We start from the raw sequence: 14,917 nt of genomic DNA on the forward strand, positions 1-14,917 counted from the left end.
AACGAAGTAAATGATTCATTACCCCGCCTCACACACAGAAATCCTGACACTCCCCGAAGAAAACCAACGGCTTGAACATTTCCCATTGATGCTTGCGTTGGTGGTGACAAGTCTACCCAGCGGCGAGTTCGTCAGCCTGCAACATGACCTGTGGGTCAACTGGCAATGCCAGTGGCATGCCTGAGACCGATCAACCTCTACTTACGAATTCGTCACGATAGGAGGCGCGTTCTTCTATTGAAGGCAAGACAATGCCGAACTAAAGGGAGTCAGTATGAAAAAACCATATGAATGGATTTCAATCGCATCGATCTGCGTGGCCTTGGCCGCTTGCGGGGGCGGCGGTGATGCACCTGCGGACGCTCCGTCGGTCACGCCGCAGAGCAGTCCGCAAGGGAAGGTCGCGTATGACGCGTATGCCTCACCCTCAGGCACGTTTTGCACGCAAACGGACCTTGATGTCAAACTGGGCGAGTATTGTGTGGAGCCGACTTCATCCAATGCCCGGCTTGCCGAGCTCAGCACGTACTTGTTGAATCCGGTTGAGGGAAAGCTGGTGCATTTCCAAACGATAGGGTTTGGGCTTTACATCGACAAGGACGGGCGCAAAACATACAAGGGCATGGAGTCCCGAGACCTGTATGTGGGCAAGCACAAGTTCACGCTGGAAGGCAACACCTACGGCCCGGAAGATGCTGATTTTTCCGGTGCCCAGTTGGGCGGGGCAGAGCGCAATATGCACGACATGGTCACGGGTGGCGACTTAAGTCGGCAACTGATTTTTCAAACCGGGTATGCCGAAGATTTTGCAGACTTGCGGCGTCAAAACCTGACCTTCGACCCCCAGCATGAGCGGCCCCAACCGATCCCCAATTTTGACTTTTGGTCCACCAAGATAGGTCTCCGCACAGACTGGCTTGATGCGCCTGATGAAACGATGCTGACCTACAAGGGGTCTGTCAACATGCAGGGTGACATGGGCGGCGCCAGCGTCATTGATCCTGCGACAGGGCGCACCTTGATCATTGACTCCAGTGTCAATTGCGACGTCGTTGCCACCTTGGATGTGAAGAGGGGGAAAATCATGGTTGAAGTCAGTGCTTGCACCAGCGCTGACGTTCAGATGGGCGCAACCACGGCCGGTTTTGCCACGGCTGAATGGCACTTCGATGTTCGTAAGTCAGTGGTCAAGAAAGGCGCCTTTCCCACTCAAGTGCAACTCAGTAATCTGGACATGAATCTCCACGTTGATCAAGCCATCGCGGACGTCACTGGGGGCATTTACGGGTCTCAAGCACGCACGCTCTACATTGAGGGGCATGGCCCGAACTCTGCCATCGTGATCATTGCCATGCGAACAGATGCGCGGGTGCCGACAAACCACTGAGCAAGCCGTTCATTAAAACGCCCCAGGGCACCTGAACTGCTGGATCTCGCGCAACCTGAAGGGGTTGAACGCGCTGCTCGACGTCACTTCCAGCCTGGCCCGTTTGCCATCCACATTCACCACCACGGTGAAGCGCTCAGGCTGTCCTGAGGGCTGCACTTCAAACCGGTCAAACATCCGGAACAGTGCCCAGGGCCCGTCGAAGGTTACGCCCGCGCCACCCGCTGACAATTTGATCTGCGAAGCCACGCGCTGGCTGGGCCAATTCACAGTGACCGGCGTGGTGTTGCCCGCTGTGAACTTGGTGACCTGGCCATCGATGTCCAGACTCAACTCCTTGGCGCCATCGAGGAACTCCAGCGCCCGGATGTCAACGCGGAAGGAGGGCGCCTTGCCGCCACTGCGGAAGAACACGTCCTTGATGCGCGCGGCGCGTTGGAAGTCGGCCAGGGATGACGGCGAAGGTGGCTTGGTGCCATCGGTCAGCGGCTTGAGCGACCAGGGGTTGGTGCCGGTGTCGACCAGGTTGACCAGCTTGCGTTGGTAGAAGTCGTCGATCAAACCGCCTTGCCCAAAGAACTGGCCGAAGTCGTCCGGCATCACGTTGGCTTGCGAGCTGGCGCTGAAAGGGTAGCGACCGGCAATGGCCCGCGCGCAGAAATCGGCGATGGGCTTGACCTCGTCGCTCAGGCTGGCGCGTTCGGCCACGCGGCTTTGCGAAGCGCCCGCGTCTGACAGGGCCATCAGCATCGACTTGATGGGCTCGGGCTGCTGGCCAGCGGCGGCCTTGATGCGGTCGGCGCCACCAGCGGGTGGCGGGGGCGACTTGCTCTTGGCGGCGGCGTCCACGGCCGACAGTTGCACGTAGACCTCGTTGAACATCTTCATCGTTTCGTCGATGGGCGCGGGCTGGCCCGTGACCTGGCGGCGGATGTCGGCGAAGTGGTCGTCCACGATGCGCTCGATCGGGCCTGCGGCCGCTTCGGCGGGCGTGGGTTGCGCGCCACTCAAAGCGGCCAACTCCTTGCGGGCGGCTTCGGCCTTGTTGGCCGCGTCGGTCAGGGGATTGCCACCCGCTGCGGCGGCAGCAGGAGCGGGCACCAATGTGGTCTCGCGGGCCACGGCGCGCAGGAAAGCGGCCAGCGGCGAGTCGACCGCCGACACCGCGCGCGCCACCTGGATGCTGCGGTCCAGCCCGGTCAGCTTGACCAGGTGCACATCGGCCAGGTAGGCGTCCCAGGTCTTCACATAGTCTTCCAGGTACAGGCGGCGCACGCGCTTGGGCAGCTCGCCGGTCAGGGCAATGTCGCGCAGCTTGGCCGGGTCCGTCTTGGTGCCCAGGATCCAGCCTTCTTCGGTGGCCAGTTGCAGCGTGGCTTTCTCGACCGACTTCTGGAAGGCCTTTTGATAACCATCGCGCGTGTACAGGCCTGGGATGCCCTTGGTCAGCGGCTGGCCACTGGTGCGCTCGAACACTTGCGCGGCGTTCGGGCCCGCGGCGCCGGCCACGGTGAACTCGGGGATGTCGGCACCGGTCTGCGCGCGCTTGAGGCGGCTGTAGACGCGGTATTCCAACGGGTAGGACACCAGCATGTCGCGCACGCTGGCGACCAGGGTGCCGTCCATCGCCACCGTGGGTTGCGGTGCACCTTGCGCCAGGGCGGCTTCCAGTTGCGAATTCAAGGCCCCGCGCTGCTCAGGCGTCAAGCTGTTGGCCAGGTTCACTTCCCAGTCGATGCTGATCCAGGCCTTGAGCGTGTCCGGGTCGAACTTGTCCGGCGTGTACAGCATCAGGTAGGCCTTGAGCGCTTCGTACGCGAACTCCAGGTTGTCCTTGTTGGCGCCACGCAGGCGCTCTTCCAGGCGCTTGGCCACGCGCGGCATCAGCGCGTGCTGCAGCAGGTGGTTGAAGCCTTGCTGTGCGCCCGCGTCCAGCTTGTCGCCCTGGTACAGGCCCAGGGTGTGCAGCAAGGGCGGGTGCGCGATGTCGAACTCGGCGGGGTGGGCGGCGTTGCGCACCAGGTCGAGGATGGCGGGCAGCGGCGTCACGTCGCCCGTGTTGGCGGGCGGGATCGCGTTCACGGCCTGCTGCAGCTCGGGCAGCTTGGCCTGGATCTGCGCGATGTAGGCTTTGTTGCGGCTGTAGCTCACCGCCCAGCCCACCAGCAGCGCGGTGGCCACCACGCCGATGCCGGCCAGGGCCGCGATGCGCAGCACCGTGCGGCGTTGCTCTTCTTTCTTGTTGGTGCCGACCAAGCCTTGCTCGGCAAAGATCACGTCGCGCAGCAGGCGGTGCAGGAAGAAGCTCTTGCCCTTGCCGCTGGACAGCGAGGCCACCTTGCGCTCCACACCAAAGGCTCTCGCCAGCGTGCCCATGACGCGGTCGATGGGCGTGCCTTCTTGCGTGCCGCTGGTGAAGTAGATGCCGCGCAGCAGCGGCCGTTGCTCAAACTGGCCGCCGCCGGTGAAGACCTGCGTCAGGAAATCCGACAGCACAGGCTTCAGGCTGGCGAACTCTTGCGGGAAGGCGAACACGGCGGCGCGCTTGAGCACCTCGCGCTCGGCGTCCATGCGGTCGATCAGGCGGTCGCGCAGGCGCTGTTCCAGCGCGCCAAACTCGCCCATGAAATCGCCCAGCGGCGTGTCCTTGTCCTGCAAGGGCGCATCCGCGTTGTAGGGCAGGCTGAAGCCCCACACCTGGTCGCGCTCTTCCTTGCCCAGCTCGCCAAAGCTTTCGTTGAAACCGGCGATCAAATCGGCCTTGGTGACCAGCACGTACACCGGCACGCTCAGGCCCAGCTTGTCGTGAAGCTCTTGCAAGCGGGCGCGCAACTTGGCCGCGTGCTCTTGCCGCTCATGAACGCCTTGCTGCAGCAGATCCTGGATGTTGACGGTCAGGATCACGCCGTTCAAGGGGCGGCGCGGGCGCGTCTTCTTCAGCAAAGCCAAAAAGCCATCCCAAGCGGCGGCGTCAACCTTGCTGTCGGATTCTTGCGTGGTGTAGCGGCCGGCGGTGTCGATCAGCACGGCCTCGTCGGTGAACCACCAGTCGCAATTGCGCGTGCCGCCCACGCCCTTCACCGAAGCCTGGCCCAGCTTCTCGGCCAGCGGAAAGTTCAAGCCCGCGTTCATCAACGCCGTGGTTTTGCCCGAGCCCGGTGCGCCGATGAAGATGTACCAGGGCAGCTCGTACAGGTGCTGGCTGCGCTTGAACAGCGAAGGCTTGCGAGAAGTCTGTAGCACGCCCATCGCTTGCGTGAAGCGCTCATTCAGCGTGGCCACTTCCCGGTCAGAGGCGGAAGGCCCACCCGTCATGCCCTGCACCAACGCCGCATTCGTGCGCTTGCGTTGCCAGGCGCCATAGGCCACCTTGGCCGCCAGCAGCAAGAACAGCACGGCGATGATTGCCAGCCGCACCCACATCGATTCAAGCGGACGCGACTCGCCAATGGCGATCAGCGGCCCGACCCACCAGATGATGGCCGACAAGGCGAGCAGTCCCAGCACAGCCAGGAACACGGGGTGCAAGAGCACTTGCAACAGCTTTTTCATGCGGCGATCCTGAAAATCATTGAGCGGCGGCGGGTTGCACGAAGAGCGTGACTTCTACGCGGCGGTTCTTGGCGCGGCCTGCGGTTGTGCTGTTGTCCTCGACGGCTTCGGCGTCGGCGCGGCCTTCGGCGCGCATGCGCTCGGGCTTGACCTTGTTCGATTCCAGCATGGCCTTGACCGAGGTGGCGCGCTCTTGCGACAAGTGCCAGTTCGATGGATAGCGCACAGAGCGGATCGGCTGGTTGTCGGTGTGGCCGGTGATCAGCACTTGGCCCGGCACGCCGTTCAAACCATCGGCGATGCGCACCAGCAGGGGCTTGACGCGGTCGGCGATGTCGGCGCTGCCGGGCTCGAAAAAGCCATCGCCCTTGATGGTGACGATGGACCGGTCGGCCAAGTCGCTCACGGCCACCAGGCCAGCCTCGATCTCGGGTTTGAGGAAGCCCGCCAAGCGCGGTGCCGGTGCGGCCACGGGCGGTGGCGGCGGTGCCGCGGTCGGCGCCGCCTTCACGTCCAGCCCTTGCAGCGCCGAGAAGGTGGCATCCGACTGGCTGTTGATGCCAAAGCGCATGCCGATGAAGGCGAACATCAACAGCACGCCCACGATCGCGCCGATCACCCACATGGGCAGGCCATCGCTCAAGCGCGCGGTTTGCGCGGGCACGCCCTGCCAGCGCGGGGACAAGGTTTTGTCGTAACCGCCCCGGCTCTTGCGCAGCAAGTCGGCCAGGCGCACGCGCACGCTGTCGAGCTGCGCGCGGCCATCGGTCTGCACCTTGTAGCGGCCCTCAAAGCCAAAGGCCAAGGCCACGTACAACAACTCCAGCAGGTCGCGGTTGGTCTCGATGTTCTCGGCCAGCTTGGACATCAGCTGGAAGACCTTCTCGCCGCCCCAGGCCTCGTTGTGAAACTGCACCAGCAGGCTTTGCGCCGACCACGCGCCCGAGCTGCCCCAGGGCGTGCTCGCGGCGGATTCGTCCAGCAACGTGCACAGCACGTAGCGCGCGGCAATCACCTGTTCATTGGGCAGGCCGCGCTGGCGCGACTGCGCTTCGAACTTGCGGATGCCATCGGCCAGCGCGTCTTTCAGGCCAGCAGGGTTGGGGTGCTGCGCCATGGCGCGGATGCGCGGCGCGGCGTTCAACAAAGGCGCGGCGGCCGACACCAGCGGGTTCAGGCTGGCGCTCATCAGCGCATCCAAAGTGACCGAGCCAGCGCCAGGCGGCAACCCGCCAATCGGCGCGGACGATGGCGCGGCGGCGGCACCTGCTGGCGGCTGACCGGCGGCAGTCGCCCCCGGCTTGCGCCCCGCGCTGGGCTTGATGATGGTGCGGTCGGATTCGAACGCGGCGAAAGGATCTTCTTCGCTCATGGCAACCTCAAGAACTCAAGGGACCGCTTGATGATTTGGCTTGGGGCCCGCGTCACGCGCGGATGGCCCAGAACTGCAACTCCAGGCCCGGGAACTCGCCAGCGATGTGCATGGCCAGGCCGCCCGAGGTTTCCAGCTGCTTCCACATGTCGTTACCACGCGTGTCCAGCTCAAAGTAGTTGAACCCGGCGTGGTAAGGGATCTGGCGCGGCGCCACCGGCAGCGGCCGCAAGGTGACGCCCGGCAGTTGCAGGTTCACCAGATCGCGGATGCGCTCGACCGTGCCAATCTTGACCTGCGTAGGGAAGCGCACGCGCAGTGCATCGGCAGGCATCTGCGCGCCCACGGCCAGCACGAAGCTCGCGTTGCGCTGCAGTTCGACGTCGGGAATCGTGGCCACGCGGATGCCGTACTTGCGGTCCTGCAGCTCGATCGGGATGGCGGTCTGCTCCAGCACCATCGACAGCGATTGGCGCAGGTCCTGCATCACCGCGCGGAAGCACGGAGCCAGGTCGTCGTGCTTGTATTCGGGCAACTGCGCGGGGCGGCGCTTGTCGCGGAAGGTGGACAGATCACCGGCCAGGCTCAGGCAGGTGGCGTACAGGCGCTCGGGGTGCAGCACCGACAGCTTTTGCAGGTGCACGAACACCGGTTCGTTGCGGTTCACCGTCTCCAGCAGCAGGAAGTCGGCGATCTCGCCCACGCCGCCTCGGCCGCCTTGGCCCATGCGGGCCGCCAGTGCCTCGCCGCGCTGGTGCAGCATGCCATGGATCTCGCGCACATAGCCGTCGAGGATGGCGTTGTTGGGCGCGTGCAGGGTGGGCGCCACATAAGTGGTGTCCAGGATCAGGCGGTTGTCGGCCCGGCGTTCGGTGATGCGGGCGGCGCCCAGGTGCGTGTAGCCCTCGCTGGCATCGCGGGCCAGGATCAGGCGCAGGTTCAGGCGGCCGATCTGCAGGGGCGCGTCGCGCTCGGCGGCGGCGTTGGTGTCGGCCACGTCGACCTCGGCCACACGAAAGCGCGGCGGCATGGAGCCGCCCGAGTCTTCGGCGTCGGATTCGGCCACGCCGGGGCGGGCCAGCGAGACGGCCAGCACGACCAGTTCGTTGCGGGCATCCAGCGGCACGTCGAGCGCGGCGGGGGCGGCGTCATGGCCGGGGATGTGGAAAGCGGTGCCATCGGGCAGCACGCCGCTGGCCGAGGCCAGGGCGATCTTGCCCTGCGCCATGGCCGCTTCGTCGAGCACCAATGAATAGAAACCCCAGCCATAGCCCAGGCTGGAGGCCAATCGGGCATCCAGCTGATGCGCCAGATAACGATCGTGCTGCTGGAAATGCTGCGGCTGGAGGAACATGCCCTCCGTCCAAACCACCTTGTTGTGCCAGGTCATATCCGAATCGTGTGTAGGGCTGATCTTCAACTGTACGTTACAGAAGGGGTCGGCCAGCGTGGGGAGACCCCCCTAGCAGGTCAAAAATCGCGTGCAGTTTCGAATCAGTCGGCGCAAAATTGCCACAGGTTGACTCATGGCCTGCGGGCTGGCTTTTCATGGAGGGACCCCATGGACATCAAGCTTCACCGATTGGAATCGTTTTCCGCCCAGGACACCCAGGGCAGGGCCTACCAGGTCTACGGGTACGAACTGATGGCGCGCGCCTACCCCTGGCTGGACGCGGCCGTGCAGTGGGAGCCCACTGGAGTGGTCGAGTACAAACTGGCGACGGGCGAGCACCTTGACCTGGGCCGTGACGGCACCTTGCACGGGGCCCAGAGCGGCTTGCACCTGCACCGTGCGCCTTCAGGCGCCGCCCACTGACCCATTTCCCCTCGATTCAGGGCGGACATCGCCGCCTGAAGTCTCTATGATGTCAGCTTGAGCCCCCGGCGTGTCCGGGGTGCCCCCATTGTTTGACCTCGGGAGATTGCCCATGAAATTCGCTCAATTCGCAGTCCCCGCTGTGGCCGCCCTGATCGTGCTGGCCGGCGGCGTGGCTTCCCCAGCCCGGGCCGACAGCGCCCTGGACATTGGCACCAAGGTGCCCGATGCCAAGGCCATCAAGGAAGGCCTGTTCCCTGAAGATGCGTGCAAGGAACTCGAAGCCAATGGCTTCAAGTGCATGGGTTTCAAGCCCGCCATCCGCTACTCGCTGCCCGCTTCGTCGTTTCAGCTGGGGTCGGCCGATGTGCCGCCCTCGCTGAAAAAGCAGCTGGACGTGTTCGCCGAGGTGCTCAAGTCCAAAAAGGGCTCGGGCAGCGTGGTGAAGATCGAAGGCCATGCCGACGCCTCGGGCTCGGCGGATGCTAACCTGGTGCTGTCACAGCGGCGTGCCGATGCCGTCAAGTCTTACCTGGTCGAGCAGGGCGTGGACGCGTCGCTGCTGGCCTCGGTCGGTGTGGGCACCAAGGATTTGAAGAACGCGAGCAATCCGTTCTCGGGAGAGAACCGCCGCGTCGAGATCGGCCGCCAACAGTAAGTGGTGCTGGGCCGTCGTTTGACGGCCCGCTGGGCGTGCACTCACGGAATCATGTGCGTGGTCTGCCCCGCATTGCTGAAGGTGATCACGCCACCCCAGATGCAGGTGAGCATTGAGATGTTGTCCAGCGCTGGGAAGTTCTGGAGCATCACCGTGGCGGCGCCGGGCGACCAGGGCGCTGGTGTGTTGGGGATGCAGGGCATGGGCGTCAGCACCCCCAGCGCGGCGGCGGTGGCGGCGGCGACCATGGGGTTGCCCGGGCAGTTGCACATCCCGAAGGGCGGGATGTTCATGATGGGGATGTGGTCCATGATGTTGGCCGCGATCATGTGGCTGGTCATGATGGGCTTGGGCGTGGGCACCAGCGTGCTGGGCGCCAGGCCGAAGGTGCACTTCATCATGGCGCCCATGCAGGTTTGTTGGGGCATGTGGGGGCTCCTTTAGGCGGACTGGCGGTTCAGGCGGGCGTGGCGCTGGTCCACACCGTGAGCGCGCTGAAGTTGTCATGGCTGGGCTTGTGGGCGGCGTTGGTCAGCACGGTGGCTTCCAGCACATCCAGCCAGGCTTGCGGCGTGGGGGCGTTGGTCAGCGTTTGCGCCAGCACCTCGTCGTCCACATACTCCCACAGGCCATCGGTGCACAGCAGGAAGACATCGCCATCCTCGATGGCCACAGCGTGCTCGGGCACGCCCACTTCCAGGTACTCGGCCGGGGTGCCCAGGGCCGATTGCAGCTCGCTGCGCTTGGGGTGGGTGCGCATGTCCTCGGGCTTGATCAGGCCGCCGTCGGCCAGGGCCTGCACCAGGCTGTGGTCGCGCGTGCGGGTCTGGAGGCGGCCTTGGCGGAACCAGTACACGCGCGAGTCGCCCACGTGGGCCCACAGAGCGGTTTGGTCGATGAAGTCGATGGCCAGCAGGGCCACGGTGGTGTGCATGTTCGCTTGCACGGTGCCATCGATGCGGTGGTCGAGGATGACGTGGTTGGTGCCGACCACCAGCTCGCGCAGTTGCGGCGGCGTGATGGCGGGCTGGGTGACAAAGCTGTTGAGCACGTTCTGCACGGCCAGCTTGGAGGCGATGTCGCCGCCGCCGTGGCCGCCAGCGCCATCGGCCATCACGCAGCACAGGTGGCGGTCGGAGTTCCAGTGGCCGCAGGCGTCTTCGTTGTAGCTGCGTCCGCCTTGCTTGGAGATGATGGCGATTTCAAGTTCCACGGGCGGGGCTTCTTTCAGTGCTGGCCGTCTTTGAGCTGGTCGATGTGGGCCTCGTAGGCACGCAGGAATTCGCGGCCGAACAGGTCGTGGAAGTCTTCGGCCGCTTCTTCCGAAATCTGGCCGTACAACTCTTGGAAGACCTCCCAGAGCTTGGCCTTGCGCGTACCGGGCAACAGGCTGTTGATCACGGATTTTTGCGTGAGCTTGCTTTCCAGGATGGCCGGGTCGAAGCGCTTGAGCACGCCTTCCAGCGCGGCTTTCATCCCGGCGACGAAGCCGAATTGGTGGGCTCGCAGGTCATCATAGGCATCGCGCATGGCGGGGGCGGGTTGCATGAAGCCGCGCGCGGGCGGGGTCAGCAAATGCGTCAGCGCGACATCGACCGAGGGCGAGAACTTCAGCGGGTTGTTTTCACGCGCGACGATCATGGTGACCTCGGCGCGGATCTCACGCTTGAGGGCGGCGCGGGCCACCAGCAGGTCCACCGTGCCCTTGGCCGATTCGTGCAGCAACTGGCCGATGAGTTTCATCATCTCGGGCGTGAGCGCATCAATCTGCAGGCTGGGCACGCCCAGGCCTTCGCGGAAGGCGGCCAGCAGGGCCTGGACATCGGCGTTGCCTGCGGTACTGGAGGTGGGGCGCGCGGCGGCCACTGGCGGCGGCACGTAGGCGGGTGCGGGGGCAGCGGCAAAGGCGGCCGAGGGGGGCGTGGCCACAGGTGGCGTCGGCTTGGCGGCTGGTGCGGTGGGCTTGCTGGCCGGCCGGATGATGGTGCGGCCTTCGGCGCCACCGGCCTGGTCGCCCCAGGACAGGACCGCGCCTTGTGGGGCGGGGCCACTGGCGGGCGCGATCGGGGCTGCAGGTGCGGGGGTCACTGGCTTGGGCGCCGCCACCTTGGGCGCGATGAAAGGCGTGTTCAGCTCGGACACGTTGTCGGCCATGGCATCGCTGCCAGCCGAAGCGGGCCCGCTCATGAAGGAGCGCAAGGGGTCGGTGTTCTGCGCGGTGTTGGGCTTGGACAGCGGGTCCTGGAAGGCCGAGCCCGCCAGCGGGTCGCCGCTGCGGTTGCTGGCTGGGCCCAGTCCGAACAGGTTGTCGAGCGAATCTTCAGCGGCGGTGGCGCGGATGCCCACATCGGGCACCAAAGGCGAGGCGGATGGGCCGCCCAGGCCCAGGCCGAAGTCGTCGGGGATGGCAGAGGGTGCGGCGCCCAGGCTGCGGCCCAGGTCATGGGCGGGCACCGGGTCGGGCGCGAACGGGTCCCAGTCCAGGGGGATGCCTCCGGCGGATGCGCTGGAGGAGGATGGGCTGGCCGCCACCGGGCTTGGGCTGCTTGGGCTGCCGAAAGGCGACGGAGCCGGGCTGCCCCAGGCCGAAGCACCGCCGCCACCGGCGGATCCCAGCGAGGCAAACGGGTCCATGGGCGCGGTGGCCGCAAACGCGGGCGGTGCGCCAGCCAGGCCACCACCAAAGCCCATCAGGTCCGCGAAAGGATCGGCGGGCGCGGCGGCGCCAGCGCTGGCCTCAACCGACAGCACATAGCCGCCAATCTGCACCTGGTCGCCCGCCTTCAACGGGGATTCGGCGCCATTGCCCAGCGCTCGGCCATTGACCAGCACCGGGTTGCTGCCGCGATCGACCAGGGCGAAGCCACCGTTGCGGAACGCAACCTGCGCGTGCACGCGCGAGATGGTTCGCTCCGGGTCGGGCAGGATCAACTGGTTGGTGTCGGCCCGGCCGATGGTGCCGCCCAGTTCGTCGAAGGACGCGGACAGGCGCTCGGTGGGGCCGCCGTTGAAGGTGAGGATGGTCAGGGTGATCACGTTGGCAGCTTATCTCAACACGTAGAACTGTCCATCCACCACCGCCAACCGAATCGGCCAGGCGTGGCTGCTGCCCGACTCGGTGGGCACGGTGCGCAAGATGGGTTGGCCGGTGGGGCCCAGGCATTCCAGCAGTCGGCCATCGGCCACGGGGCGCAGGACCAGGTCGGCGGCGGTGGGTGGGGCGATGCGCAAGGTTTTGCTGGCGCTGAGTTGCTGCACGTGCGCCCGAAAGCGGCCGACATCGACGGCGGCCTCGCGCTGGTAGGCCAGGGCCAGCTCTTCAAAGCGCAGGCGCGCGGCGGCGATGAAGCCTTCCGGGTCGCCCCGCGTCAGGTCGATGGCCAGGCGCTGCAGGAAGGCCAGGGCTTGCATCTTCAAGGCGGGCGTGATGTCGACCACGGGCGCGTCGAGCCAGCGCCAGCGCGGAAAGGTCACGGGCAGGTCCACGGTTTGCGGCAGCAGCAGCGGGGTCTCGTAAACCTCGTTTTCGGGCAGGGCCCAGTCCAGCTGGGCGAGGGTGCGCGCCGAGTTCTCGCTGGCGGGTTGGCCTTGGCGCGGTAGCAGCAGGCGCAGCTTGACCCAGGTTCGCCCATCAGCCACGTTGGGCGTGTGCGGTGGTGCGGGCTGGCCGGGCGGCAGATTCAAAGGGTGGGAGTTGATCACCAGGCTCAGGCGGTTGCCACCGGCCAGGGTGTACTCGTGCACCGGGACGCAGGCCACATGGGTGCCGAGCGCGGTGCGAGCGTCGACGCTGGCCACGGGCACGCCGTTGAGCACGGCCTCGGCCTGGCAGCCCGCCGCTTCGATTCGCAATAACAGCAAGCGCTCCATCAGCCCAGGCTCCAATCCAGCAAGGTCATGGCGGGCAGCAGCGGGCGCGCTTGCCGCGAGGTGCCCAGCACCGGGTCGTGGATGGCCAGGGTGGTGGCCACGGGCTCGATCCGCAGGTTCAGGAAGAGCTGAGCGCCGCCATGGCCAGGCTTGGCGCGCAAGCCGGCCTCACCGACGATGGCGCCGGTGGCGGGCAGGGTGGGGTGCAGAGCGACATGGTCGGGGGTGACGATGGGGTCCATCTCGAGTTCGAAGGGATAGCGCAGCTTGACCACGGTGGGGGCCAGCACCTCGGGCAACAGGGGCAGCTTGCTGTTGCGCAGGATGCGGGTGCGCAGGGGTGTGCTGCCTTGCGCACGCAGGCGCAAACGGGCGCGGGCGCCAAGCAGGCTGAGTTCGCCGCTGAGCTGCAGTTGCAGGGCGCAGGCGACCATGTCGAGCCAGCCTTCCAGCCGCATGATGGGGTCGTCGACCAGGCCTTGGGGGCCTTCGCGCCAGCCCCAGCTCAGGCCGGCCTGGCCCGCCATCAGGGATGGCTCGATGTCCAGTTGCGCAGCGGTGGCGCCGCTGGTGCGCTCAAAGGCCAACAACAGTTGGTCGGTGCTGGCCTTGAAGTCATCGTGCAGGCGGGCAAAGCCGCGTTGCCAGGCGCTGCCATCTTGCGCGATGCCGTCGCGCTCCAGCCGACAGGTGGCGGGCTTGGTGGTGTGGCGCAACTCCAGCAGCCATTGGTCGGCAGGGTAGCTCAGCACCTGGGTGGACAACTCGCCCAATGGGGCGCCATGGTCGCGCAGGCCGCAACTGGCGATCTGCAGGGTGTGCCATTGCGGCGCGCCCTCGTGGGCAATGCCTGCGACCAAGCCATCAAGCACGGGCAAGGTGGGGGCGGCGTGCACGGGCCAGCTCACGGCGGTGGCTTCGTGGCCGCGCCACTCCCACAGGCCATGCCCGCCGGTGAAGGCGACGCGGGGATGGGTGTGGTCGCCACAGCCGCCCAAAGCGCGCACCTTCACTTGCAGGCGCGCGGGCGGGCCTTCGCCGGGGGCATGGGTCAGCACGTTCAGGTGTTGGGGCGGCAAGGGCTGGGCGGTGTCGATGCGCAAGCGGGGCGGGGCGGCCGGGCCGGGCACGCGTTGCCAGTCCTTGTCGGTCAGGCGGTATTCGTGGCGCCAGGCGGTGTCGATGGTGCCGATGTCGACGGCGTCCAGGTCGCAGCTGATGCGGGCCACTTGCACGTGGCTGGGCACGACGTCGCCCAGGCGGCCCAGGTCGGCCAGATCGGCCACCACGCGCGCGTCGGCGGCTTCGAAATCGGCGGGCGGCAGGCCGGTGTGGGGGCGGCCTGCGCTGGCGGCGTGCAGGCGTTGCAACTCATCGAGCGTGCGGCGCACCAGTTGGTGGGGCTTGATGAACTCGCTGCGGCGGGCATCGCCCAGGATGTCCTTGGCCCATTCAAAGCCGGGCTTGTCTTCAAAGGCCGGGCCCCACACGAACCACAGGTTGACGTAGCGGGCCACGCAGGGCCCCTCGGCCAGTTGGTGCTTTTGCGCGTGCTGCACGGCCAGGTCGATGAAGGCGCCGTAGCGATCGCCCAGGCGTTCCAGCATGGCGGGCCATTGCAGCGCGAAGTAGGCGGCCACGCGGTGCACGAAGCGTTCGCGGGCCACCTGCGCGAGCAGGTCCATTTGTTGGGGGCTCAATGACAGCATGGGGTGTTCATCCTGCCAGGGTTCGGGTGTCGGTCATCAACTGGCCGACGCTTTCACGCCACCACGTCCACGCTTTTGGGGTGGGTTGGGCGATGGCAGTGATGGGGCCGAAGAACTGCAGCAACTGCGGGGCCGACAAGCTGGGCAGCAGCACGCGCAGGATGCGGCGGTCGTACCAGCGCAGGGTGAAGCGCTGGCCTTGTGGCGTTTGCGCTTCGTTCAGGTCGCGCAGGTGTTCGCGCAATGGGCGCAGGCCCAGGGCGCTGACCACCAGCACGCCCCAGTTCTCCATGGTGGCGCTGGCCTCGGTCAGCAGCCAATCGGTGAAGGGCGAGTTGGGTTTCAGCTCGACCAGGTAGGGGGCCTTGGCGGCTTCATCGGGCGGCAAGGCGCCACGGTGCAGGCAGTCCCAGCCCAGGATGTCGGCTTTGAGCAGCGCCTCGGGCAGGCCGGGCACCTGCGAGGCATCGATCACCGCGTAGACGTGCGCGTCGGACTGGGTCCACAGGGTGGCTTTTTGCTGGGGCAAAGAAGACGGTGCGGACAAGGGGAC

Annotated in this window: 13 protein-coding genes; 4 read left to right on the forward strand and 9 right to left on the reverse strand. The window is 66.1% G+C overall.

The features are described from left to right. Positions 1 to 10 precede the first annotated feature (10 nt). Both PSV38_RS18255 and PSV38_RS18260 read left to right on the forward strand, forming a co-directional pair. Entirely contained in the window at positions 11 to 184 is a 174-nt protein-coding gene (locus PSV38_RS18255) for a hypothetical protein (protein ID WP_300549985.1), read from the forward strand. A gap of 90 nt (positions 185 to 274) precedes the next feature. Next, positions 275 to 1,387, forward strand: coding sequence for a hypothetical protein (locus PSV38_RS18260; protein ID WP_300549987.1), 1,113 nt, complete (start codon positions 275 to 277; stop codon positions 1,385 to 1,387). Between the two features lie 12 nt (positions 1,388 to 1,399). On the opposite strand, the gene tssM is transcribed toward PSV38_RS18260, so the two are convergent. Genes tssM through tssK form a run of 3 tightly spaced genes read right to left on the reverse strand, consistent with a single transcriptional unit; the run spans position 1,400 to position 7,701 of the window. Further along, positions 1,400 to 4,939 carry a type VI secretion system membrane subunit TssM gene (tssM, locus tag PSV38_RS18265; RefSeq protein ID WP_300549989.1) on the reverse strand — a complete coding sequence of 1,180 codons (3,540 nt, stop codon included), beginning with the start codon at positions 4,937 to 4,939 and terminating at the stop codon, positions 1,400 to 1,402. A gap of 16 nt (positions 4,940 to 4,955) precedes the next feature. Further along, positions 4,956 to 6,311 carry a DotU family type VI secretion system protein gene (locus PSV38_RS18270; RefSeq protein ID WP_300549991.1) on the reverse strand — a complete coding sequence of 452 codons (1,356 nt, stop codon included), beginning with the start codon at positions 6,309 to 6,311 and terminating at the stop codon, positions 4,956 to 4,958. Between the two features lie 52 nt (positions 6,312 to 6,363). Further along, entirely contained in the window at positions 6,364 to 7,701 is a 1,338-nt protein-coding gene (gene tssK / locus PSV38_RS18275) for a type VI secretion system baseplate subunit TssK (protein ID WP_300549993.1), read from the reverse strand. Positions 7,702 to 7,872: 171 nt separating this feature from the next. On the opposite strand from tssK, the gene PSV38_RS18280 reads away from it, so the two are divergent. After that, positions 7,873 to 8,127 (forward strand): hypothetical protein, encoded by a 255-nt coding sequence (locus tag PSV38_RS18280; RefSeq protein WP_300549996.1) that lies wholly within the window; start codon positions 7,873 to 7,875, stop codon positions 8,125 to 8,127. Positions 8,128 to 8,239: 112 nt separating this feature from the next. Then, positions 8,240 to 8,785, forward strand: a complete 546-nt coding sequence (locus tag PSV38_RS18285) for an OmpA family protein (RefSeq protein WP_300549997.1) — start codon at positions 8,240 to 8,242, stop codon at positions 8,783 to 8,785. A 41-nt stretch (positions 8,786 to 8,826) separates the two neighbouring features. Here PSV38_RS18285 and PSV38_RS18290 read toward each other — a convergent pair whose 3' ends face one another. The 6 genes from PSV38_RS18290 to PSV38_RS18315 are packed head-to-tail and all read right to left on the reverse strand — an operon-like array spanning position 8,827 to position 14,911. After that, positions 8,827 to 9,213: a DUF4280 domain-containing protein gene (locus tag PSV38_RS18290; protein WP_300549999.1), complete on the reverse strand. Its 387-nt coding sequence runs from the start codon at positions 9,211 to 9,213 to the stop codon at positions 8,827 to 8,829. Between the two features lie 29 nt (positions 9,214 to 9,242). Continuing rightward, complete coding sequence (locus PSV38_RS18295; protein ID WP_300550001.1) at positions 9,243 to 9,998, reverse strand: protein phosphatase 2C domain-containing protein; 756 nt, start codon at positions 9,996 to 9,998, stop codon at positions 9,243 to 9,245. A 14-nt stretch (positions 9,999 to 10,012) separates the two neighbouring features. Further along, positions 10,013 to 11,821: a type VI secretion system-associated FHA domain protein TagH gene (gene tagH, locus PSV38_RS18300; protein ID WP_300550003.1), complete on the reverse strand. Its 1,809-nt coding sequence runs from the start codon at positions 11,819 to 11,821 to the stop codon at positions 10,013 to 10,015. Positions 11,822 to 11,830: 9 nt separating this feature from the next. After that, positions 11,831 to 12,646: a hypothetical protein gene (locus tag PSV38_RS18305; RefSeq protein ID WP_300550006.1), complete on the reverse strand. Its 816-nt coding sequence runs from the start codon at positions 12,644 to 12,646 to the stop codon at positions 11,831 to 11,833. 8 nt (positions 12,647 to 12,654) lie between these two features. After that, a complete protein-coding gene (locus PSV38_RS18310; protein WP_300550009.1) occupies positions 12,655 to 14,364 on the reverse strand; it encodes a hypothetical protein in 1,710 nt (569 codons plus the stop codon). Positions 14,365 to 14,371: 7 nt separating this feature from the next. Continuing rightward, entirely contained in the window at positions 14,372 to 14,911 is a 540-nt protein-coding gene (locus tag PSV38_RS18315; protein ID WP_300550011.1) for a DUF4123 domain-containing protein, read from the reverse strand. Positions 14,912 to 14,917: the final 6 nt, after the last annotated feature.

Origin of the sequence: Aquabacterium sp., assembly GCF_029946005.1 — a bacterium.
Classification (GTDB): domain Bacteria; phylum Pseudomonadota; class Gammaproteobacteria; order Burkholderiales; family Burkholderiaceae_C; genus Aquabacterium.